Raw genomic sequence first — 20601 nt, forward strand, 5'->3', positions numbered from 1 at the left:
CGGCAGCAGCTTGCCGCGCGCGGTGTGGCGGGCCCGCGCGGTCTCGCCGCCGCCGGCGGCGTGCAGGGCCATCTGGGCGTGCAGGTCGCCGATCTGCAGGCGCATGGCCTGCTCGTTGGCGCGGAACTGCGGGTTTCGGGGGTTGAGTCGGGATTCCAGCGGTTTCAAGTCAGGGTCTCCTCGGGGAGGGGATGGGGCTGCAGCCCCACGCACTGCATGACCATCAGGGTGTGCCCATCGATGAGCTCGCGCTGGCCGAGCCGGCCGCCCTCGCGGTACCAGCTGCCCACGCCGGTGAACATGGCCAGGATGGCAAAGGCCGCCACCCGCGCATCGGGCAGACGGAAGCGCCCTGCGCGGATGCCTGCGCCGAGGATGCCGCTCAGGATGTCCTCGTAGCGGCGGCGCAGCGCCACCACCCGCCGGTAGTCGGCCGGGGCCAGGCTGCGCAGCTCCATGTTGGCCACGAACACCTCCTTGCGGCGCAGGGTGTGAAAGCGGATGTGGAAGGCGACGAAGGCGCGCAGCAGCGCCACCGGGTCGTCGGTGGCCGGGCGCTCGGCCTGCCAGTGGCCGAGCAGGAAGTCGAGATGGCCCACCTGCAGATCGACCAGCAGCGCGGCCTTGCTCGGGAAGTAGCGGTAGACCGCGCCGGGCTGGATGCCCACCTGCGACGCGATCTGGCGCATGGTGGTGGCCTCGAAGCCGCGTGCTGCGATCAGGCCCACCGCGGCCTGGCGGATGGCTTCTTCGGTGCGGCTGCCTTCGGAACCGGTGGTGCGGGCCATGTCGCGATGATAGCAGGGAATTGAACGCTCGGTCATTTAATGCCGGCCGCGACGCCGGCAGGCGTTTCACGCCGCCGCGCCGGCGCTTCGTCGCATCGCCGCGGCGCTCGCCGGTGCGGCCACGACACTGGCGGCTCCCGTCACCCGATCGCCGGCCAGGCCGGCTCCGAGGAGCTCTGCGATGCCTTTCCCGAATCCCCCCTTCCTGGCCGAGGCCGTCAGCCGCGCTGCGGCGCGCACCGGCGTCACCGGCCGTCGGCCCCTGCCTTCCCGCGCGGCGGCCCTGAAGCTTGCCCTCGCCCTGCTCGCGGCCGGTGGCAGCGCCTCGGCGGCCAGCGCCGCCGGGCTCGAACTGGAGGTGGCCGGCATCACCTCGGCCGAGGGCCGGCTGATGGTGGCGGTGTTTCCGAGCGAGGAACGCTTCCGCGTCAATCCGGTCGAGACGCGCGTCCTCGACGCCAGGCCGGGCAGCGTGCGGGTGCGCTTCCCGGGCCTGCCCGCCGGTCGCTATGCGGTCGCGGTCTTCCAAGATCGCAACGGCAATGGGGTGCTCGACACGAACCTGCTCGGCATCCCGAGCGAGCCGGCGGCGTTCTCCGGCGAGCCGGCCCGGATGGGTCCGTCATCGTGGGCGCAGGCGAGCTTCCCCCTGCCCGAGACCGGCGCGAGCGTGCTCGTGCGCCTGCCGAAGTGAGGCCGCGATGAACCGTCGTGATTTCCATCGCCTGAGCGCCCGTGGGGCGGCTCTCGGACTGCCGTTGACCGGTGCGATCGGCTCGGTGCTCGCCCCGTCGGCGGCATCGGCCGCGACCGCGGCCCCGGCCGCCGCGACCTCGTCCGCCAATGCCCTCTGGGCCCGGGCCTACGATGCGGTTCCCGAAGTCTGGACGCCGCTGCGGGTGGCCTTCGATCGCCCGCTGCCCGAAGCCCTGAGTGGCACGATCTGGCGCAACGGCCCGGCGCGCATGCGTCGCGGCGATACCCGCTACACCCACTGGTTCGATGGCGACGGCATGGTCCACTCGTTCCGTCTGCGGGGTGACGCGGTGGTGCACGCCGGGAAAATGATCCGCACCGACAAGTACCGCGCCGACGAGGCGGCCGGCCGCTTCCTGCGCGACGGCTTCGGCACCGCCGTGCCGGGCTCACAACCCTTTGCCAGGCCCGACGAGGCCAATGTGGCCAACATCTCGGTGCTGCCGCTCGGGCGCGAGCTGCTCGCGCTCTGGGAGGCGGGCTCGCCCTGGCGCGTCGATCCGACCAGCCTCGACACGCTCGGGCGCAAGGTGTGGTCGCCCGCTTCCGACGGGCTGCCCTTCTCGGCCCACCCGCGCATCGAGGCCGACGGCTCGGTGTGGAGCTTCGGCTACCTCACCGGCAGCAGCAAGCTCGCGTTATGGCGCCTGCGGCCCGATGGCAGTCTGGCGACGCTGCGGGTGATCGACGCGCCCAACACCGACATGGTCCATGACTTCGCGATCACCGACCGGCACCTGGTGTTCCTGCTGATGCCCCTGCGGCTCGACCCGCAGGCCCCGCGCGATGCGGCCTTCATCGACCGCCTGCGCTGGCGTGACGGCGAGCCCTCGGTGCTGCTGCTGGTCGACAAGGACACGCTGACGGTGAGCCATCGCGCCGAGCTGCCGGCCCATGCCTTCTTCCATCTCGGCAACGCCTGGCGCGAGGCCGACACCGTGACGCTGCAGGTGATGAGCCTGGGCGGCATGGCCTCGACCATGACCGCGATCCGCGCTGCGATGGCGGGTCAACCCGCCGAGGGGCTGGGCTCGGCAATGCTCGAGGTCCGCATGGGCCTCAACGACCGTCGGGTACGGGTGGAGCGCACCCCGATGCGCGACGCGGAATTCCCGGTCTGGGACGCCCGCCGCACCGGCCAGCCCACCCGCCATCTGATGGCGCTGGCCGCCGCCGAAAGCCTGCCCGCGGGCGGCTTCGGGTTCAACGCGATCCGCCGCTTCGATCGGGTGAGCGGCCAGGTCAGCGGCTTTGATCTGGGCGCCGGCATGCTGGCCGACGAGCACCTGTTCGTGCCGCAGCCCGGCGGCGGTGAAGGCGAGGGCTGGCTGATCGGCACCGCCCATGACCGCCAGGCCGAGCGCACCGTGCTGTCGGTGTATCGCGCCCAGGCGCTGGGCGACGGGCCGGTGAGTCAGGCGGTGATTCCCCGGCGCCTGCCGCCGGGGCTGCATGGGCGGTTTCAGGCGGCCTAATCCACGATCGCCTGATACACCAGCTCCCGCATCAGATACCGGTAGGGCAGCCGGGCCTGCGGCGACTGCATCATCAGCACCGCAAACAGCTTCTCCTTCGGGTCGATCCAGAAGTAGGTGCCGTAGGCGCCGCCCCAGAAGTAGTCGCCGGGGCTGCCGTGCAGGGGGCTGCGGCCGGCCTCGGTGCGCACCGCGAAGCCCAGACCGAAGCCCTGGCCCATCTCGGGCGAGGGTTGCAGGGCCTCGAAGCGGGCCATGTCGGCACCCATGGGGGTGCCGGGCGGCAGATGGTCGCTGGTCATCAGCTCGACGGTCTTGCGCGACACCAGGCGTACCCCGTCGAGCTCGCCGCCGTTCAGCCAGAACTGGCAGAAGCGGGCGTAGTCGGCGGCGGTGGACACCATGCCGCCGCCGCCCGACTTGAAGGGCAGGTCGGCGATCACCGGGGGCACGCGCGGCAGCTCGTTGCGCGGACCTTCGCGCTGCGGCCGCGCGCCGCGCTCGCCCTTGCCCTGCGGCACCGAGAATCCGGTATCCACCAGGCGCAGCGGACCGGTGATGCGCTCGGCGATGAACCGATCCAGCGACAGTCCGCTCACCACTTCCACGATGCGCCCGAGCACATCGGTGGCCACGCTGTACTCCCAGGTGCTGCCCGGCTGATAGACCAGGGGCAGCCGCGCGAGCTTGGCCACCAGCTGCTCGTTGGTGTCCTCGGTGGAGCCCACCTTGGCATCCACATAGGCCTGCTTGACCGGGTTCGGCCCGGCCAGGCCGTAGGTGAGGCCCGAAGTGTGCCGCAGCAGGTCCTGGATGGTCATCGGCCTGCGCGGCGCCTCGAGCACCAGCTCGCCGCGGCCCTCGCCGTCTCGGCGGACCACGCCTACCTTCAGGTCCTTGAAGGCGGGCAGGTACCTTGCGGCCGGGTCGGCAATCGACAGCCGCCCTTCCTCGGCCAGCATCATGATCGCCAGCGAGGTGAAGGGCTTGGTCATCGAGGCGATGCGGAAGATGGCATCGGGCCGCATCGGCACCCGCGCCTCGGCGTCGCGCCAGCCCACGCTCTCCTGGTAGGCGATCCGTCCGCGGCGTGCCACCAGCACCACCGCGCCGGGGATCTCGCCCTTCTCGACTCCCTGGCGCAGGCGCTCGGTGAGCCGGGCCAGGCGCGCGGAAGATAGCCCCACCTCCTCGGGGCGCGCGGCGCGCGGCAGCTCCTGCGCCGCGCCGGTCGCGCCGGCGCCCAGCAGGGTCAGCGCGGCCATGCCGGCCAGCGCCAGGCGGGACGCCGATGAAAAAAGGAACATGGAGGATCTCCGAGGCGGGCGGGGCGCGCGGACGCGCGGGCGGGCGAGGGCAGGGCCAGACCGCTTGATAGTCGCTATCGTCGACTCTCGCAAGCCCTGGACGGCGCTTCCGGAATCGTGCGGGCCGGGCCGGGCCCGGCGCGCCGGGCGGAGTGAGACAATTGCGCACCCGCCCACGCCAGCGCTTCGCGCGCCGTCTTCCAAGGCCTCCCGCCGTGCCCGTTCCCGCCGCCCGCTTCGCGCATCGCCCGACCGGCCCTCGCGCCGGTCGCCGCGGCGGCGGCCGCGAGGCGGATGCCGACCCTGCCGACACCGGCCTCGCGCTGGTGCTCAAGGCCGCGGCCTTCGCCGCCGAGCGCCATCGCCGCCAGCGGCGCAAGGATCTGCATGCCACGCCCTACATCAACCACCCGCTGGCGCTCGCAAGCGTGCTTTCGGTGGAGGCCGGCGTCACCGATCCCGAGGTGCTCGCCGCCGCCTTGCTGCACGACACCCTGGAAGACACCGAGACCAACGCCAGCGAGCTGCGCGAGGCTTTCGGCGAACGGGTGGCGGCGATCGTCGACGAGGTGACCGACGAGCCTGACATCGACGATGACCTGCGACGCCAGCGTCAGGTCGACCGGGCCGGCCAGCTCAGTCTGGGCGCGCGCCTGGTGAAGCTCGCCGACAACATCGCCAACCTGCGCGATGTCGCCGAGCGTCCGCCCCATGCCTGGGGCCTCACCCGCAAGCGCGACTACTTCGACTGGACCGCGCGCGTGGTGGCCGGCCTGCGTGGCACTCACCCGGTGCTCGAGTCGCTGTTCGATCAGGCGCAGTCGCGCCGGCCCTGACTTTCGCAATCCCCGTCGCCCGCCTTGTGGCCCCTCCGGGGGGCTGGCAGCATTCGCCGCTCCTGTTCCCACCCTTCGAGGCCCTGCCGTGGACAACCAGCCCGCCCAGCCCCTGCTGTTCACCCCCATGCGCCTGCGCGGCGTGACCCTGCCCAACCGGCTGGTGCTGCCACCGATGGCGCAGTACAGCGCCGAGGAGGGCTTGGCCAATGAATTCCACCTCGCCCATTACGGCCGCTTCGCGGTCGGCGGTGCCGGCCTGATCTTCATCGAGGCCACCGGCGTGACCCGCGAGGGCCGCATCACGAATGGCTGCCTGGGCCTGTGGAACGATCAGCAGCAGCGCGCCTTCGAGCCGATCGCGCGGGCGATCAAGGCCCAGGGCGCGGTGCCGGCCATCCAGCTCGGCCATGGCGGACGCAAGGCGAGCATGCAGCGGCCCTGGTTCGGCAATGGCCCGCTCAATGATGCCGACCTCGCTCGGGGCGAACAGAGCTGGCAGCCGCTGGGCCCCTCGGCGGTGCCGCTGGCCGAGGGCTGGCTGGTGCCGCGGCAGATGGATGCCGACGACATGGCCCGCACCCGCAAGGCCTTCGCCGATGCCGCGCTGCGCGCGCTCGCCGCCGGTTTCGAGGTGATCGAGATCCACATGGCGCACGGCTATCTGCTGCAGTCCTTCGTGTCGCCACTGTCGAATTTCCGCACCGATGCCTATGGCGGCAGCCTCGAGAACCGCATCCGCTTTCCGCTGGAGGTGGTCGATGCGGTGCGCGCCGCGCTGCCGCAGGCCACGCCGCTGTTCGTGCGCATCTCCAGCGAAGACGGCTTCGAGGGCGGCTGGACCATGGACGACAGCGTGGTGTTCGCCCGCGCCTTGCGCGAGCACGGCGTCGATGTGGTCGACTGCTCCTCGGGCGGCAACACCCCGCGCGGCGCCACCAACGCCAATCTGCAGCGCACGCCCGGCTATCAGGTGCCGTTCGCACGCCGCATCCGTCAGGAGGCTGGGGTGATGAGCGAGGCCGTGGGCCTGATCCGGGATGCCCGCTTTGCCGAGCAGGTGCTGCAGGAGGGCGGCGCCGACCTGGTGGCCGTGGGCCGGCAGTTCCTCTACGAGCCCTTCTGGGGCCTGCATGCCGCGCACCAGCTCGGTATCGATCCCGACTTCACCCGCTGGCCGCGTCAGTACGCCTGGTGGCTCGAGAAGTGGGACAAGGGCATTCGCGCGCGCGAGGCGGCCGAGCGCCGGGCCTGAAGCGGTCAGGCTGACCGCCGCGGGTGCCGCCGGTCAGGACGGCGCGCCGCCTGCCGGCGCCGGCCCCGGCAGGCCGCAGATCGCCGGCAGCAGCTCGCCGATGGGGCCGCGCAGCACCGCGTCGGCCACCTCGTCCATGGCGGTGGCCTGCGCATTGATGATCACCACCTTCGCGCCGGCGCGGCTGGCCAGCGGCACTGCGCCGGCCACCGGATAGACCTGCAGGGTGGAACCCACCGCGAGCAGCAGGTCGGCCTCGCCGGCCACGGCCATGGCCCGGTCGATCACCTCGGGCACCAGCGCCTGACCGAAGGAAATGGTGTCGCTCTTGAGGATGCCGCCGCAGCCCAGACAGGCCGGGTCGGCCTCGCCGGCGCGCACCCGCTCGAGCGCCTGCGGCATGGGCGTGCGCTCGCCGCAACGCCAGCACATCACGCGCCGGATGGTCCCGTGCACCTCGATCACCTTGCCGGGCGAGTTGCCGGCGATCTGGTGCAGCTCGTCGACATTCTGCGTGATCAGCGCGTGCAGCTTGCCGCGCTGCTCCAGATGCACCAGGGCCTGGTGGCCGCGGTTGGGTCGCGCCTGCCAGGCGGTGTGCTCGAGCCGGCCACGCCACGCCGCCCTGCGCACCTCGGGATCGGCGAGATAGTTCTGGAGGGTCGACTGCTTCTCGGCGGCCGGGTTGCGGGTCCAGACGCCCTGCGGGCCGCGGAAGTCGGGAATGCCGGAGTCGGTGGAGATGCCCGCACCGGTGAGCGCCACCACGCGGCGGGCGGTGTCGATCCATCCGGCGACGGTGCGAAGCGCGTCGGCGTTGTCCATGGTCGCGGGCTAGGTAGAGGTCCGGCCGGTCGGTCGGGACAGGGCGCTCAGAGCATGCTGGCGTCGGTGGGCAGGCCCATCAGCACGCGGCCGGCCAGCTCCCAGGTGGGCGGCGCGATCATCATGTGCTGGGTGGCCGCGAAGGCATCGCGAAAGCGCCGCTGCAGGGGATGCGAGGCATAGAGCACGCTGCCCCCGCCCAGCTCGTACATCATGCGCACCACATCGGCGCTGCTGCGGGTGGCGTGGGTGGCCGCCAGGCGCAACAGGGCGCGGCCCTCGACATCGATGGGACTGCCCGACGAGGCCCGTGTCCAGGCCTCGCCGATCGCCTCGTGGAAGAAGGCCCGGGCCGAGCGCAGCTGCGCCTCGGCGCGGGCCAGTTCGGCCTGGGCGCCGGCCCGCTCGGCGAGGGTGCGCCGTGAGCCCTGCGGCTTCTTGCCGCCGGCCAGTTCCACGAGATCGTCGATCGCGGCGCGCGCATTGCCCAGCGCCACCGCGGCGATGCCCAGCGCGAGCAGCCCGAAAGGCGGGAAGCGGTAGAGCGGCCCCGCCTCGCGCGGCGCATCGGTCACCAGCGAGTAGCTGTACGCGGCCGGCACGTGGATGTCGGTGACTTCCATGTCGCCGCTGCCCGAGCCGTTCAGGCCGGCCACCTGCCAGGTGTCGATCAGGTTGGCCTGCGAGGCCGGGAAGACCATCATGCGGGCATCGGGCATGCCGTTCGCCAGCAGGCGGGGCTTGCCGTCCTCGAGCACCACCGAGATGCCCTTGAGCCAGCCGCAGTTGTTGCCGCCGCTCACCCAGGGCCAGCGGCCGTTGAGGCGGTAGCCCTCACCCTCGCGCACCGCGCGGCCGGTGGGGGTGTTGGAGCCGCCGGTGATCGCCATCGGATCGGCGTAGATGCTGGCCGCGGCCTCGGGCTCGAGGTAGGCCGCCGACATGCCCGAGCCGGCGCCGATCATCACGCACCAGCCCGCCGAGGCATCGGCCCGGGCGACCGCCTCGATGGTGTTCATCATGTCGGCCGCGGGCAGCTCGAGCCCGCCGATGCGCCGCGGCACGGCCATGCGGTAAAAGCCGGCGCGGGCGAACTGTTCGGCGATGTCGGCAGGCAGGCGCCGGGCCCGCTCGATGTCGGCGGCGCGGCTGCGCAGCATGGGCTGCAGGGCGCGGGCCGCGCTCAGGGTGTCCTGGGTGACCGGATGGGGGGTTGCCATGGCGGGAGTCCGGGTTGATCGCGCCGGCCGGGAGGGCCCGGGCGCGCGCGGGGATGGCCGCATCTTGCGCCGGATCGCGCGGCCGGCGCGAGTCTTCCGGATCGGCCGCGGGGCCGTTTTCCGCGCTCCCGCCGGCCCAGCTGCGTGGGCCTGCGCCGGGCCGGCAGGTGCGCTGTGTATGCTCGTCGGTCATGTCCTTCACGCTCACCGCCGAGCAGCGTCGCATCCTGATCTGGATGTGCGTGTTCATCGGCGTGAACCAGCTCGGCTTCGGCGCGATGATCCCGGTGCTGCCGCTCTACGCGCAGGCCTTCGGTGTGCCGGCCTCGGCGATCGGCATGACCATCGCGGTCTACGGCTTCTCGCGCATGCTCTCCGCCATGCCCGCGGGCCGGCTCTGTGACCGCCGCGGTCGCCGGCAATCCATGGCGCTGGGCGGCGTGATCTGCGCGCTGGGCAATCTCTGGTGCGCGCTGGCGGGCAGCTTTCCGGAGTTCGTGCTGGCGCGTTTCCTGGCCGGTCTGGGCGCCGGGTGGGTTCAGGTGGTGGGCAACATCGTGCTGGCCGACATCAGCACGCCGGCGCAGCGCGGCCGGATGATGTCCATCTATCAGGGCACCTTCCTGTTCTCGGTAGGCGTGGGGCCCTTTCCGGGTGGGCTGCTGGCCGAGCACTTCGGCCTGGCCGCGCCCTTTGCGGTCTACGCTGCGGCCACCGCGCTGGCCGGGGTGTTCGCGTGGTTCACGGTGCCCGAGACCCGCAGCTTCACCGCCGACGGCCGGCCGGCGGTGCTGCCGCCCTCGGTGCCGTTCGCGGCCCAGATGCGGCTGCTTGCCTCCAGCACCGGCTTCATGCTGGTCTGCCTGGTCGGCCTGATCAACGCGGTGGTGCGCACCGGGGCGCTGTTCAATGTGGTGCCCCTGCTGGCCGCGAGCAAGCTCGGCATGGGGCCCGGACAGGTCGGCGGTCTGCTGGCCTTCGGCAGCGTGGTCGGCCTGCTGGCCAGCTATCCGGCCGGTGCGCTGGCCGACCGGTTCGGGCGCAAACCGATCATCGTGCCCTCGGCGCTGGTCACCGCGCTGTCCTTCGTGGTGTTCTTCGCCGCGCCGTCCATGCTCTGGTTCGGCGTGGCCTGCCTGCTCTGGGGCGTGGCCTCGGCCGTCAACGGCGCGGCGCCCGCTGCCTACGCCGCCGACAACGCCCAGCCCGGCATGAACGCGGCCGCGATGAGCGGCTACCGCATGCTCTCCGATGTCGGCTATGTCATCGGCCCGATCGGGCTGGGGCTGGTGGTCGACGGCCTGGGGGCCGAGGCCGCCCTCGCGGCCGCGGCGCTGCTGGTGGGTGGGGTCGGGCTGCTGTTCGGCCGGTATGCGCCGGAGAGCTGGCCGCGCCAAGCGGGCCGCTAGGCTTCCTGGAGGGCAGTGCCGCGCTCGGGTTAAGCTCCCGCGCCGCCACCCTCCCGACCCTCCCCGGACGCTTCCATGCTGCTCACCCTGGTCATCGGCTACCTGCTGGGCACCATCGCCATCGGCCTGTGGGCCGCCAAGCGCGTGCGCACCGCCGCCGACTTCGCCATCGCCGGCCGCCACCTGCCGATGATGATGATCGTCACCACCACCTTCGCCACCTGGTTCGGCTCCGAGACCGTGCTCGGCATTCCCGCGAAGTTCGTCCAGGGCGGGCTGGGCAGCGTGGTGGAAGACCCGTTCGGCGCCGGCACCTGCCTGATCCTGGTCGGGCTGTTCTTCGCCGCGAAGCTCTACCGGATGACGCTGCTCACCATCAGCGACTACTACCGCGAGCGTTTCGGGCGCGGTGTGGAGGTGGCCTGCTCGCTGATCATCATCCTCAGCTATCTGGGCTGGGTGTCGGCGCAGGTCACCGCGCTCGGCCTGGTGTTCAACCTGCTCTCGGGCGGCGCCATCACCATCCCGATGGGCATGGTCCTGGGCACAGTCTCCATCCTGGCCTACACGCTGTTCGGCGGCATGTGGTCGGTGGCGGTCACCGACTTCATCCAGATGATCATCCTGGTGCTGGGGCTGTCGGTCATCGCGGTGTTCGCCGCCGAGCAGGCCGGCGGGGCCGACAAGGTGATCAGCCTGGCGGTCAGCCGCGATCTCTTCCGGTTCTGGCCCGAGCCCACGCTCACGCAGATCGTCGCGTTCATCGCCGCGGCGATCACCATGATGTTCGGCTCCATCCCGCAGCAGGATGTGTTCCAGCGGGTGATGTCGGCGAAGGACCTGCGCGCGGCTACCCGCGGGCCGGTGATCGGCGGGGTGTGCTACATCCTGTTCGCCGCGGTACCGATGTTTCTCGTCACCAGCGCCCTGATCATCATGCCCGAGCAGGCCGCCAGCCTGATCGCCGATGACCCGCAGAAGGTGCTGCCCACGCTGGTGATGGAGCACATGCCCTTCGTGATGCAGGTGCTGTTCTTCGGTGCGCTGCTCTCGGCGCTCAAGAGCACCGCCTCGGCCACGCTGCTTGCGCCCTCGGTGACCTTCGTGGAGAACATCTGGCGCCAGTTCTTCCCCCGCCGCAGCGACCGCCAGCAGCTCTGGGCGATGCGCGTCGCGGTGCTGGTCTTCAGCGCCTGCGTGTGCGCCTATGCCATCGCGCTGCAGGGCACGCCGATCTACGAAATGGTGTCGGCCGCCTACCAGATCACGCTGGTGGGCGCCTTCGTGCCGCTGGTGGCCGGGCTCTACTGGCAGCGGGCCAGCACCCAGGGCGCGGTGTTCTCGATCGTGCTCGGGCTGCTCGCCTGGGTGCTGTTCATGGCCACCGGTGCGGGTGAGGTTCTGCCGGCGCAACTCGCCGGGCTGCTCATGGCGGCGGTGGGCATGGTGGTGGGTTCGCTCGGGCCGCAGTCGCTCATCCGCAACCGTCACGGCAGCCACCACCACGCCGCCGGGCTCTGAGCCGTCCGTGGGCGCTCAGGCGGGCGGGCGTACCTTGCCGGCCACCGCCCGCACCTTGCCTGGCGCGGCCCGCCAGATGGCCAGCGCCGAGACGAAGCACATCGCCAGCGCGATCCAGAAGGCCAGCGCGTAGCTGCCGGTGCGGTCGTGGATGAGTCCGGTCAGCCAGGGGCCGGCCGCGCCGCCGCCGATCGCAGAGAGCATGAGGGTGCCGAACACCGCGCCGTAGTGCTTGCCCTCGAAGATCTCGGCCGGGATCGCGCCGAACACCGAGGTCATGCCGTAGCCGAGCGCGCCCTGGACCACCACCATGAAGAGCATCAGCGCGGGGTCGGGGCTGCCCTGGAGCAGCAGCAGGGCCACGAAGGTGAGCGCGAAGCCCGCGCAGCCGGTCACCCACACGATCTCGCGTCCGATGCGATCGGACAACCAGCCGAGCAGGATCTGGCCGGGCACGCCGGCCAGGCTCACCACGCCCAGCGCCCAGGCCGCCTGGGTGGCCGAGAACCCGATCTCCACCAGGTACTTGGTCTGGTGGACCTGCGCGGCGTACCACACGAAGAGCCCGCCGAAGTAGCCCAGCGCCACCCACCAGAAGCGTGCGGTGCGCATCGCGCGGGCGAGGGTCCAGTCGGTGGCGGCCCACTGCGCATCGACGATGTTGGCGCGACGCGCCGGCGACGCGCCTGCGGCCACGGGTTCGGGTGCGGCATCGCCGTCGGGCTGCAGGCCGAGGTCCTGGGGCCGGCGGCGCAGCAGCAGGTTCAGCGGCACCAGCACCACGAGCACGATCAGCCCGAGCGTCCAGCAGGCCTGGCGCCATCCGGCGCCGTCGATCACGGTCTGCAGCGCGGGCAGCATCAGGATGGAGCCTGCACCGACCCCGGCGAAGGCCACGCTCAGCGCCAGGCCGCGCCGCCGCTCGAACCACGCCGGCAGGAACAGGGCCTGCCCGCTGTAGCCCAGGCACACGCTGCCCGCGCCTACCAGCACGCCCAGGGTGGCATAGAGATGCCAGGGCTGGCTGGCCAGGGTGGCGAGCATGAGGCCCGCAGCGATGCAGCACACGCCAAACTCGTTCACCACCCGCGGGCCGTGCCGGTCCATCACCCGGCCAAGCACCGGGCTGAGCACCGCCGACACCAGGAAGCCGAAGGAGAAGGCGCCGGCGGTGAGGCCGCGGTCCCATCCGAACTCGTCGAGCATGGGCGGAAAGAAAAGCGAGAACGCGGTGCGCGCGTTCACCCCGAGCGCCATGCTGATGAAGACCACGGCCACCACCACCCAGCCGTAGTAGAAGGGCAGTCGGCGGGCGAGGGCGGCGAGCATGGCGGGCGGGCTCAGTGCGCGAGCAGCTGGCGCAGCTGCGCCATGTCGTCGAAGACCATGCTCGCGCCGGCAGCGAGCAGCTTGCGCGGCTCCATGCGCGCGCAAAAGCCCAGCACCGTGGCGCCCGCGGCCACGCCGGCGCGGGTGCCGGTGGGGGTGTCCTCGATCACCAGGCAGCGGTTCGGCGCGATGCCCAGCGAGCGAGCTGCCAGCAGATACACATCGGGGTGCGGCTTGCTGCGCTCGACCTGATCGGCGCCATAGACATGCGGCATGAGCTGCTCGAGCAGGCCGGTGCGGCCCAGGGTCACCCTCATCTTGCCGCGATCGGCGCCCGAGGCCACGGCGTGGGCGAAGCCTGCTGCCCGCACCGCCTGGATGAGCTCGGCGATGCCCGGCACCGCGGTGACGCTGTCGGCGAGCGCGGCATCACGGCGCTGCAGGAACTGCGGGTACCAGTGGCCCGGGATGGGGCCGCCGATCATCGCCTCGATGGTGGCGGTTTCCTCGCGCACCGTCTTGCCCACGAAGCGCTCGATGGTCTGCTCGTCGCTGATGTCGGCGCCGAGCTCGCGCAGCATCTGCGCCAGCACGCCGCAGGTGACCGGCTCGCTGTCGACCAGCACGCCGTCGCAGTCGAAGATGACGGCGTCGAAGCGGGCGCGCATCAGCCCTGCCCGTCGGCGGCCAGGGCCCGCCCGATCAGGATGCGCTGGATGTCGGAGGTTCCCTCGTAGATCTGGGCCACGCGCACATCGCGCCAGATGCGCTCGACCGGGAAGTCGGCCAGGTAGCCGTAGCCGCCATGGATCTGGATGGCGTCGGAGCACACCCGCTCGGCGATCTCGGAGGCGAAGAGCTTGGCCATGGCGGCCTCCTTCAGGCAGGGCCGGCCGGCATCCTTCAGGCTGGCGGCGTGCAGGATGAGTTGGCGCGCGGCCTCGAGCTGGGTGGCCATGTCGGCCAGCCGGAACTGCACCGCCTGGTGGTTGAAGATGGCCGTGCCGAAGGCCTCGCGTTCGTTGGCGTAACGCAGCGCCGCCTCGAACGCGGCGCGAGCCATGCCAAGCGACTGCGCGGCGATGCCGATGCGCCCGCCCTCCAGGCCCGAGAGCGCGATCTTGTAGCCCTGGCCCTCCTCGGCAAGCAGGTTGGCGGCCGGCACCCGGCAGTCTTGGAACACGATCTGCGCGGTGTCGGAGCAGTGTTGCCCGGTCTTGCTCTCGAGGCGGGCGACCTGGTAGCCGGGCGTGGCGGTGGGCACCAGGAAGGCCGAGATGCCGCGCTTGCCCGCGGCCTTGTCGGTGACCGCCATGACGATCGCGACATCGGCGGTGCTGCCCGAGGTGATGAACTGCTTGACCCCGTTGATCACCCAGTGGTCGCCCTCGCGCCGGGCGGTGGTGGTCAGGCCCGAGGCATCGGAACCGACATGCGGCTCGGTCAGGCAGAACGCGCCGAGCATCCGGCCGCTGGCCAGGGGCACCAGCCACTGCTGCTTCTGCGCCTCGTTGCCCCAGGCCATCAGGATGGAGCACACCGGGCAGTTGTTCACCGAGATGATGGTGGACACCGCGCCGTCACCGGCGGCGATCTCCTCGATGGCCAGGGCCAGCGAGACATAGTCGAGGCCGGCGCCACCGAGTTCGGCGGGCACGGCGATGCCGTAGCAGCCCAGGGCGGCGAGGCCACGCAGCGGCTCGCGCGGGAAGCTCGAGTCGCGATCCCGCTGGGCCGCGCCGGGTGCGACTTCGGCTCGGACATAGTCGCGCACCGCGTCGCGGATCATGCGGTGGTCTTCGTTGAGCAGCATGGTGAAGCGGTCTCCGGTCTACCAGGCCAATGACTGGCCGCGGTAGTCATAGAAGCAGCCGCCGGGGAAAGCCCCGGTGTCGGCGATGACCCGGCGCAGGCCGGCAATGCTGTCGGACACCGCCACATCGGCGTTGGGTCCGCCCATGTCGGTGCGCACCCAGCCGGGATGCAGCGACAGCACGCGCACGCCCAGCGGCGCATGCTCGACATGGGCCAGCTTGGCCACCATGTTCACCGCCGCCTTGGAGACCCGGTAGAGCATGCCGTAGGCCGCGCCGGCCTCGGCGATCGAGCCCATGCGGCTCGACACGAAGGCCAGCGTGCCGCGCGCCGGGGCGAGGAGCGGTGCCACCACCGGCACGATGCGCATCGCCGCCAGCACATTGGTGCGCATGACGGTGTCGAAGTCGGCGTCGCCTGGCGGCTGGCGCGGGCTGCTGGTGCGCGGCCCGTAGACGCCGGCGTTCATCACCGCGACATCCAGGCGTTCGCCGTCGAGCTGCCAGGCGATCCCGGCGACATCGGCCACCTGCATCACATCGAGCCTGAGGGTGTTCGCGCCGAGATCGCGCAGGCGGATGCGGTCATCCTCGCTGCGGTGGGTGGCGAACACCGTCCAGCCCTCGGCGAGGTACTGCCGGGTGAATTCCAGGCCGAGGCCCCTCGAGGCCCCGAGCACCAGCGCCGTGGGCATGGGGAGGCCTTAGAGCATCTCGACGGTGACGGCCACGGCCTCGCCGCCGCCGATGCACAGCGCGGCCAGGCCCTTGCGCCCGCCGGTCTTGCGCAGCGCGCCCAGCAGGGTGACCAGGATGCGCGCGCCGGAGGCACCGATCGGGTGACCCAGGGCGCAGGCGCCGCCGTGGATGTTCACGATCTCGTGCGGCAGGTTGTACTCCTTCATGGCGGCCATGGTCACGGTGGCGAAGGCCTCGTTCACCTCCCAGAGATTGACATCGCCAGCCTGCCAGCCGGACTTCTTCAGGACCTTGTCGATCGCGCCGGCCGGCGCGGTGGTGAACCACTCCGGCGCATGGGCGTGGGTGGCATGGGCCACGATGCGGGCCACCGGCTTGAGGCCGCGCTGGCTGGCGGTGGAGGCGCGCATCATGACCAGGGCCGCGGCGCCATCGGAGATCGACGAGGCGTTGGCGGCGGTGATCGTGCCGTCCTTCTTGAAGGCAGGCTTCAGGCCGGGGATCTTGTCGAGCTTGGCCTTGAAGGGCTGCTCGTCCTTGTCGATGAGCACCTCGCCACCCTTGCCGGGCACGCCCACCGGCGCGATCTCCCACTGGAAGCTGCCGTCCTTGTTGGCGGCCAGCGCGCGCTCGGTGGAGGCGATCGCGAAGCGGTCCTGGTCCTCGCGGCTGAAGGCGTACTTGCTGGCGCAGTTCTCGGCGAACACACCCATCGCCTTGCCGCGGTCGTAGGCGTCTTCCAGCCCGTCGAGGGCCATGTGGTCGTACATCGTGGCCGCGCCGTAGCGGTAGCCCTTGCGCGCGTTCAGCAGCAGGTGCGGCGCGTTGGTCATGCTCTCCATGCCGCCGGCAATCATGACATCGTGGGTGCCGCAGGTCAGCATGTCGTGGGCGAACATCACGGCCTTCAGACCCGAGCCGCACATCTTCGAGAGCGTGACCGCGCCGGCCGACTGCGGCAGCCCGGCACGCAGCACGGCCTGGCGGGCCGGGGCCTGACCCTGGCCGGCCATCAGGCAGTTGCCGAACATGACCTCGCCGACATCGGCGCCGGCGATGCCGGCACGCTCGACGGCTGCCTTGATGGCGACGGCGCCCAGGTCGTAGGCGGGAAGGGCGGCGAAGTCGCCGAGCATGCCGCCGATGGGGGTGCGGGCGGCCGAGACGATGACGATCGGGTCAGTCATGGTGAGATCTCCGTGGTGGAAGCGGGGGCCGACGAGGCGATCCGGTGCTTGAACCGGATGCCGTCGGGATAGGGAAAGACATCCTCGAGCACGCCCTGCCGGATCAGCTGCTGGCGGGCCTGCCAGAAGGCGGCGTCGAGCAGCTCGCCGTGGTGGCGCATGAAGATCTCGCGCACCGCACGGTTGCCGAGCAGGAAGGTGCCGAATTCCTCGGGGAAGACATCGTTGGGACCGACCGCGTACCAGGGCTCGGAGGCCATCTCGTCCTCAGGGGTGCGCGGCGCCGGGATGCGGCGGAAGTTGCAGTCGGTGATGTAGGCGACCTCGTCGTAGTCGTAGAACACCACCCGGCCCTGGCGCGTGACGCCGAAATTCTTGTAGAGCATGTCGCCCGGGAAGATGTTGGCCGCCACCATCTGGCGGATGGCGTCGCCGTACTCGATGATGGACTGCTCGCGCTGCGCCGCAGTGGCGGTCTCGAGGTACATGTTCAGCGGCACCATGCGCCGCTCGATGTACAGGTGGCGGATGATGATGCGATCGCCCTCGTCGACGAGCAGCGAAGGCGCCACCTCGCGCAGCTCGGCCAGCAGCGCCGGATCCATGCGCGATTTCGGGAAGGGCACGCCCGAGTACTCCCAGGTGTCGGCCATGCGGCCCACGCGGTCGTGGAGCTTGACCAGCTGGTACTGCGACTGGATGAACTCGCGGCTCATCTCCTTGCCGCGCTTGTCCTTGATGATCTTGAACACGTACGGGAACGAGGGCAGCGTGAACACGCCCATCACCAGCCCCTTGATGCCGGGTGCGATCGTGAACTGGTCGCTCGAGTGCCGCAGGTGCTGCAGCATGTCTCGGTAGAAGAGCGTCTTGCCCTGCTTGTGCAGCCCGAGCATGGTGTAGAGCTCGGACTCCGGCTTGGTGGGCATCAGGGTCTTGAGGAAGCGCACATAGGCCGACGGCACATCCATGTCGACCATGAAGTAGGCGCGCGAGAAGTTGAACATGGTCTCCAGGCGCTCCACGCCGAAGAGCATGGTGTCGGCGAACAGGCGCCCGCGCGAGTCCTGCAGCAGCGGCACCGCCACCGGCACGATCTCGCCGTCGTCGATCAGCCGGCCGATGAGATAGGCGCCCTTGTTGCGGAAGAAGGGCGTGCGCAGCACCTGCAGCTGGCAGTCGGTGGACGCGGGCAGCTCGCCGCCGAAGTGCTCGGCGACCGCGGCGCACAGCAGCGCGACATCGCGCTCGGCGTCGGCGAAGGGGCAGGCGAAGCCCACGTCGATGAGCAGCTGGCGCATCACCGCGCTCCAGCCCGCGGTGTTCGGGTAGTGGCAGCGGTAGGAGGGCGGATCGGCCACCAGGTACTCGGTGGACACGCCCGGGCGCACGAAGATGAAATCGTTGTGGAAGTAGCTGCGGTGGAGCAGCCGCGTGCACACCGAGTTGAAGAAGGTCTCGGCCAGTTCGGGCTGGCGGTGGCTCGCGAGCAGGCCGACGAAGTCGCGCTTGACCCGGGCCCACACCTGCTCGCCGAGGTCGGCCGCCCTGAAGTCGGACTCGAGGCTGGCCAGGGTTTCGGCCACCCGCTTGTCGTAGAAGGCAATGCGGTCGCGCGCCAGATGCCGGATGCCGTGCCAGTCGCCGCGCTCGAATCGGCTCTTGGCCTGCTGCGCGTTGTAGCGGAACAGGCCGTAGTGGCGGTCGAAGCCGGCGAGTATCGACTGCGCGATCGCTTCGGAGGTGTCTCGCGGCATCGGAGCGGCCGTGTCGGTTTGGCGGGTGGGCGGGCCGGGCAGAGGGCTCAGGCGGTCTCGGCGAACAGCTCGCGACCGATCAGCATCCGGCGGATCTCGGAGGTGCCCGCGCCGATCTCGTAGAGCTTGGCGTCGCGCCAGAGCCGGCCGGTGGGGTACTCGTTGATGTAGCCGTTGCCGCCCAGGCACTGCAGCGCCTCGCCGGCCATCCAGGTGGCCTTCTCGGCCGCGTACAGGATGGCGCCTGCGGCATCCTTGCGCAGGCTTCTTACATCGACCTTACCCTCGCGGCTGCGGTCGCACTGCCGGCCCACCTCGTAGACATAGGCGCGGCAGGCCATCATGGTGGTGTACATGTCGGCGAGCTTGCCCTGCATGAGCTGGAACTCGCCGATCGGCTGGCCGAACTGCCGCCGCTCGTGCACGTAGGGCACCACGGTGTCCATGCAGGCCGACATGATGCCCAGCGGCCCGCCCGAGAGCACCGCCCGTTCGTAGTCGAGCCCGCTCATCAGCACCGTGACGCCGCGGCCCACGCCGCCCAGGACATTCTCGACCGGCACCTCGCAGTCCTGGAACACCAGCTCGCCGGTATGGCTGCCGCGCATGCCGAGCTTGTCGAGCTTCTGCGCCACCGAAAAGCCCCTGAAGGTCTTCTCGACCAGGAAGGCGGTGATACCGCGGGGCCCCGCGGCCGGATCGGTCTTGGCATAGATGACCATGACATCGGCGTCGGGTCCGTTGGTGATCCACATCTTGCTGCCGTTGAGCCGATAGTGGTCGCCGCGCAGCTCGGCGCGCAGCGTCATCGACACCACATCGGAGCCGGCGCCCGGCTCGGACATGGCCAGCGCGCCGATGTGCTCGCCACTGATCAGCCTGGGCAGATACTGGCTGCGCTGGGCCTCGCTGCCATTGCGCATGATCTGGTTCACGCACAGGTTGGAGTGCGCCCCGTAGGACAGGCCCACCGAGGCCGACCCCCGGGAGATCTCCTCCATGGCCACGATGTGCGCGAGATAGCCCATCTCGGTGCCGCCGTACTGCTCGGGCACGGTCATGCCGAGCACGCCGAGATCCCCGAGCTTGCGCCAGAGGTCCATCGGGAACTGGTCCTGGCGGTCGATCTGCGCGGCCCGCGGGGTGATCTCGGCCGCGGTGAACTGCTGCAGGGTCTCGCGCAGCATGGCGATGTCCTCGCCGAGGTCGAAGGTCAGGCCGGGGATGTTCAGCATGCGGACTCCTGGGGGGCGCGAGGCGCCGGACGCGCGCGCGGGCGCCGCGGTGCCGCGGCCCATGGCCGCGCGCGGTTAAACTGGCTCAGCCCCCGATTCTAGCGCCCGCGCGGCGTCCGCCTGCCCATGAACGCCCTCGAGCACCAGCTTCACTACCCCCTGGCCGATGCGCTGCCTGCGCCGGCGCAGACCCTCACGGTGGCGCCGGGCATCCGCTGGGTGCGCATGCCGCTGCCCTTCGCGCTCGACCACATCAACCTGTGGCTGCTGCAGGACCGCATCGACGGCCAGGACTGCTGGACCCTGATCGACTGCGGCATCGCCAGCGACGCCACCCGTGCGCTCTGGAGCCGCCTCTTCGACGAGGGACTGGACGGCCTGCCGATCGGCCGGCTGCTGTGTACCCACAACCATCCCGACCATGTCGGCTCGGCCCATTGGCTGCAGCAGCGCTTTGACGCGCCGCTGTGGATGACCATCGGCGAGTACATGCAGGCCCGGGTGCTGTCCTCGCGCCTGCCCGGGGCTGATGCGCAGGCCACCGCCGCCCACTTCCGTCGTCATGGGATCGCTCCCGGCCCGCTGCTCGACGAGATCCGCGAGCGCAGCGGCAATCACTACGCGGCCCTGGTGCCGGCCATGCCCGAGCATTTCCGGCGCATCCGCGACGGCGAGACCGTGGCCATCGGCGGGCGGCTGTGGCGGGTGGTGGTCGGCCTGGGCCACTCCTGCGAGCACGCCGCGCTCTACTGCGAGGCCGATGGTCTGCTGATCTCCGGCGACATGGTGCTGCCGCGCATCTCCACCAATGTGTCGGTGTGGGAGCTCGAGCCCGAGGCCAATCCGGTGGACTGGTACCTCGAGGCGCTCGACCGCTTCGAGTCCTGCCGCGAGGACACCCTCGTGCTGCCTTCGCACGGCCGGCCCTTCACCGGCCTGCACACCCGCCTGGCCCAGCTGCGTGCCCACCACGCCGAGCGCCTCGAGGCGATGATGGCCGCCTGCCGCCGCGAGCCGCATTCCGCAGCGCAGGCCGTGCCGGCGATGTTCGGCCGGGCCTTCGACGCCCATCAGCTCACCTTCGCGCTGGGCGAGACGCTCGCCCACCTGCATTCGCTCTGGTACGCGGGACGGGTGCGGCGCGAGGTGGATGCCGACGGCGTGGTTCGCTTTGCGGCCTGAGCCGGC

18 protein-coding genes are annotated in these 20601 nt (G+C 70.9%); 7 read left to right on the forward strand and 11 right to left on the reverse strand.

All coding sequences use genetic code 11. The features are described from left to right. Positions 1-164 precede the first annotated feature (164 nt). A complete protein-coding gene (locus tag AC2H6A_RS00005) occupies positions 165-788 on the reverse strand; it encodes a TetR/AcrR family transcriptional regulator (RefSeq protein ID WP_484271062.1) in 624 nt (207 codons plus the stop codon). Positions 789-969: 181 nt separating this feature from the next. Here AC2H6A_RS00005 and AC2H6A_RS00010 point away from each other — a divergent pair, with 181 nt between their 5' ends. Next, entirely contained in the window at positions 970-1482 is a 513-nt protein-coding gene (locus tag AC2H6A_RS00010) for a DUF2141 domain-containing protein (RefSeq protein ID WP_484271063.1), read from the forward strand. A gap of 7 nt (positions 1483-1489) precedes the next feature. Then, positions 1490-3019, forward strand: coding sequence for a carotenoid oxygenase family protein (locus tag AC2H6A_RS00015; RefSeq protein WP_484271064.1), 1530 nt, complete (start codon positions 1490-1492; stop codon positions 3017-3019). Here the strand turns inward: AC2H6A_RS00015 and AC2H6A_RS00020 are convergent. Then, positions 3016-4326 carry a serine hydrolase domain-containing protein gene (locus tag AC2H6A_RS00020; RefSeq protein WP_484271065.1) on the reverse strand — a complete coding sequence of 437 codons (1311 nt, stop codon included), beginning with the start codon at positions 4324-4326 and terminating at the stop codon, positions 3016-3018. The genes AC2H6A_RS00015 and AC2H6A_RS00020 overlap by 4 nt on opposite strands. 323 nt (positions 4327-4649) lie before the next feature. Here AC2H6A_RS00020 and AC2H6A_RS00025 point away from each other — a divergent pair, with 323 nt between their 5' ends. Then, positions 4650-5162: an HD domain-containing protein gene (locus AC2H6A_RS00025; RefSeq protein WP_484271118.1), complete on the forward strand. Its 513-nt coding sequence runs from the start codon at positions 4650-4652 to the stop codon at positions 5160-5162. Positions 5163-5250: 88 nt separating this feature from the next. Further along, positions 5251-6417, forward strand: a complete 1167-nt coding sequence (locus AC2H6A_RS00030) for an NADH:flavin oxidoreductase/NADH oxidase (RefSeq protein WP_484271066.1) — start codon at positions 5251-5253, stop codon at positions 6415-6417. Between the two features lie 33 nt (positions 6418-6450). On the opposite strand, the gene AC2H6A_RS00035 is transcribed toward AC2H6A_RS00030, so the two are convergent. Both AC2H6A_RS00035 and AC2H6A_RS00040 read right to left on the reverse strand, forming a co-directional pair. Then, on the reverse strand, positions 6451-7242 hold the full coding sequence (locus tag AC2H6A_RS00035) for an SIR2 family NAD-dependent protein deacylase (protein WP_484271067.1): 792 nt from the start codon (positions 7240-7242) through the stop codon (positions 6451-6453). Between the two features lie 47 nt (positions 7243-7289). Then, positions 7290-8462, reverse strand: a complete 1173-nt coding sequence (locus tag AC2H6A_RS00040) for an acyl-CoA dehydrogenase family protein (RefSeq protein ID WP_484271068.1) — start codon at positions 8460-8462, stop codon at positions 7290-7292. 191 nt (positions 8463-8653) lie between these two features. On the opposite strand from AC2H6A_RS00040, the gene AC2H6A_RS00045 reads away from it, so the two are divergent. Together AC2H6A_RS00045 and AC2H6A_RS00050 are read left to right on the forward strand one after the other, a co-directional pair. Next, positions 8654-9871: an MFS transporter gene (locus AC2H6A_RS00045; protein WP_484271069.1), complete on the forward strand. Its 1218-nt coding sequence runs from the start codon at positions 8654-8656 to the stop codon at positions 9869-9871. A gap of 75 nt (positions 9872-9946) precedes the next feature. Next, the gene (locus AC2H6A_RS00050) at positions 9947-11392 is read left to right on the forward strand and encodes a high affinity choline transporter 1 (protein ID WP_484271070.1); all 1446 of its coding nucleotides are present in this window, start codon (positions 9947-9949) and stop codon (positions 11390-11392) included. Between the two features lie 15 nt (positions 11393-11407). Here AC2H6A_RS00050 and AC2H6A_RS00055 read toward each other — a convergent pair whose 3' ends face one another. Genes AC2H6A_RS00055 through AC2H6A_RS00085 form a run of 7 tightly spaced genes read right to left on the reverse strand, consistent with a single transcriptional unit; the run spans position 11408 to position 19413 of the window. Next, positions 11408-12721: an MFS transporter gene (locus AC2H6A_RS00055; RefSeq protein WP_484271071.1), complete on the reverse strand. Its 1314-nt coding sequence runs from the start codon at positions 12719-12721 to the stop codon at positions 11408-11410. Between the two features lie 11 nt (positions 12722-12732). After that, positions 12733-13389, reverse strand: a complete 657-nt coding sequence (locus AC2H6A_RS00060; protein ID WP_484271072.1) for an HAD family hydrolase — start codon at positions 13387-13389, stop codon at positions 12733-12735. Continuing rightward, entirely contained in the window at positions 13389-14534 is a 1146-nt protein-coding gene (locus tag AC2H6A_RS00065) for an acyl-CoA dehydrogenase family protein (RefSeq protein ID WP_484271073.1), read from the reverse strand. The genes AC2H6A_RS00060 and AC2H6A_RS00065 overlap by 1 nt, the downstream gene beginning before the upstream one ends. Positions 14535-14552: 18 nt before the next feature. After that, the gene (locus AC2H6A_RS00070) at positions 14553-15230 is read right to left on the reverse strand and encodes an SDR family oxidoreductase (RefSeq protein ID WP_484271074.1); all 678 of its coding nucleotides are present in this window, start codon (positions 15228-15230) and stop codon (positions 14553-14555) included. A gap of 9 nt (positions 15231-15239) precedes the next feature. Then, on the reverse strand, positions 15240-16421 hold the full coding sequence (locus AC2H6A_RS00075; RefSeq protein ID WP_484271075.1) for an acetyl-CoA C-acyltransferase: 1182 nt from the start codon (positions 16419-16421) through the stop codon (positions 15240-15242). Next, a complete protein-coding gene (aceK, locus tag AC2H6A_RS00080) occupies positions 16418-18178 on the reverse strand; it encodes a bifunctional isocitrate dehydrogenase kinase/phosphatase (protein WP_484271076.1) in 1761 nt (586 codons plus the stop codon). Before aceK ends, AC2H6A_RS00075 begins: the two co-directional genes overlap by 4 nt. A 47-nt stretch (positions 18179-18225) precedes the next feature. Further along, on the reverse strand, positions 18226-19413 hold the full coding sequence (locus AC2H6A_RS00085) for an isovaleryl-CoA dehydrogenase (protein ID WP_484271077.1): 1188 nt from the start codon (positions 19411-19413) through the stop codon (positions 18226-18228). A 126-nt stretch (positions 19414-19539) separates the two neighbouring features. On the opposite strand from AC2H6A_RS00085, the gene AC2H6A_RS00090 reads away from it, so the two are divergent. After that, the gene (locus AC2H6A_RS00090) at positions 19540-20595 is read left to right on the forward strand and encodes an MBL fold metallo-hydrolase (RefSeq protein ID WP_484271078.1); all 1056 of its coding nucleotides are present in this window, start codon (positions 19540-19542) and stop codon (positions 20593-20595) included. The last annotated feature ends 6 nt before the right edge of the window (positions 20596-20601 follow it).

This window comes from Quisquiliibacterium sp., from assembly GCF_982640115.1.

Bases quoted from the DNA above. Each gene is read 5' to 3' on its own strand.
- AC2H6A_RS00005 (WP_484271062.1), bottom strand. From the start codon at position 788: ATGGCCCGCACCACCGGTTCCGAAGGCAGCCGCACCGAAGAAGCCATC.
- AC2H6A_RS00010 (WP_484271063.1), top strand. From the start codon at position 970: ATGCCTTTCCCGAATCCCCCCTTCCTGGCCGAGGCCGTCAGCCGCGCT.
- AC2H6A_RS00015 (WP_484271064.1), top strand. From the start codon at position 1,490: ATGAACCGTCGTGATTTCCATCGCCTGAGCGCCCGTGGGGCGGCTCTC.
- AC2H6A_RS00020 (WP_484271065.1), bottom strand. From the start codon at position 4,326: ATGTTCCTTTTTTCATCGGCGTCCCGCCTGGCGCTGGCCGGCATGGCC.
- AC2H6A_RS00035 (WP_484271067.1), bottom strand. From the start codon at position 7,242: ATGGACAACGCCGACGCGCTTCGCACCGTCGCCGGATGGATCGACACC.
- AC2H6A_RS00040 (WP_484271068.1), bottom strand. From the start codon at position 8,462: ATGGCAACCCCCCATCCGGTCACCCAGGACACCCTGAGCGCGGCCCGC.
- AC2H6A_RS00045 (WP_484271069.1), top strand. From the start codon at position 8,654: ATGTCCTTCACGCTCACCGCCGAGCAGCGTCGCATCCTGATCTGGATG.
- AC2H6A_RS00050 (WP_484271070.1), top strand. From the start codon at position 9,947: ATGCTGCTCACCCTGGTCATCGGCTACCTGCTGGGCACCATCGCCATC.
- AC2H6A_RS00055 (WP_484271071.1), bottom strand. From the start codon at position 12,721: ATGCTCGCCGCCCTCGCCCGCCGACTGCCCTTCTACTACGGCTGGGTG.
- AC2H6A_RS00060 (WP_484271072.1), bottom strand. From the start codon at position 13,389: ATGCGCGCCCGCTTCGACGCCGTCATCTTCGACTGCGACGGCGTGCTG.
- AC2H6A_RS00065 (WP_484271073.1), bottom strand. From the start codon at position 14,534: ATGCTGCTCAACGAAGACCACCGCATGATCCGCGACGCGGTGCGCGAC.
- AC2H6A_RS00070 (WP_484271074.1), bottom strand. From the start codon at position 15,230: ATGCCCACGGCGCTGGTGCTCGGGGCCTCGAGGGGCCTCGGCCTGGAA.
- AC2H6A_RS00075 (WP_484271075.1), bottom strand. From the start codon at position 16,421: ATGACTGACCCGATCGTCATCGTCTCGGCCGCCCGCACCCCCATCGGC.
- aceK (WP_484271076.1), bottom strand. From the start codon at position 18,178: ATGCCGCGAGACACCTCCGAAGCGATCGCGCAGTCGATACTCGCCGGC.
- AC2H6A_RS00085 (WP_484271077.1), bottom strand. From the start codon at position 19,413: ATGCTGAACATCCCCGGCCTGACCTTCGACCTCGGCGAGGACATCGCC.
- AC2H6A_RS00090 (WP_484271078.1), top strand. From the start codon at position 19,540: ATGAACGCCCTCGAGCACCAGCTTCACTACCCCCTGGCCGATGCGCTG.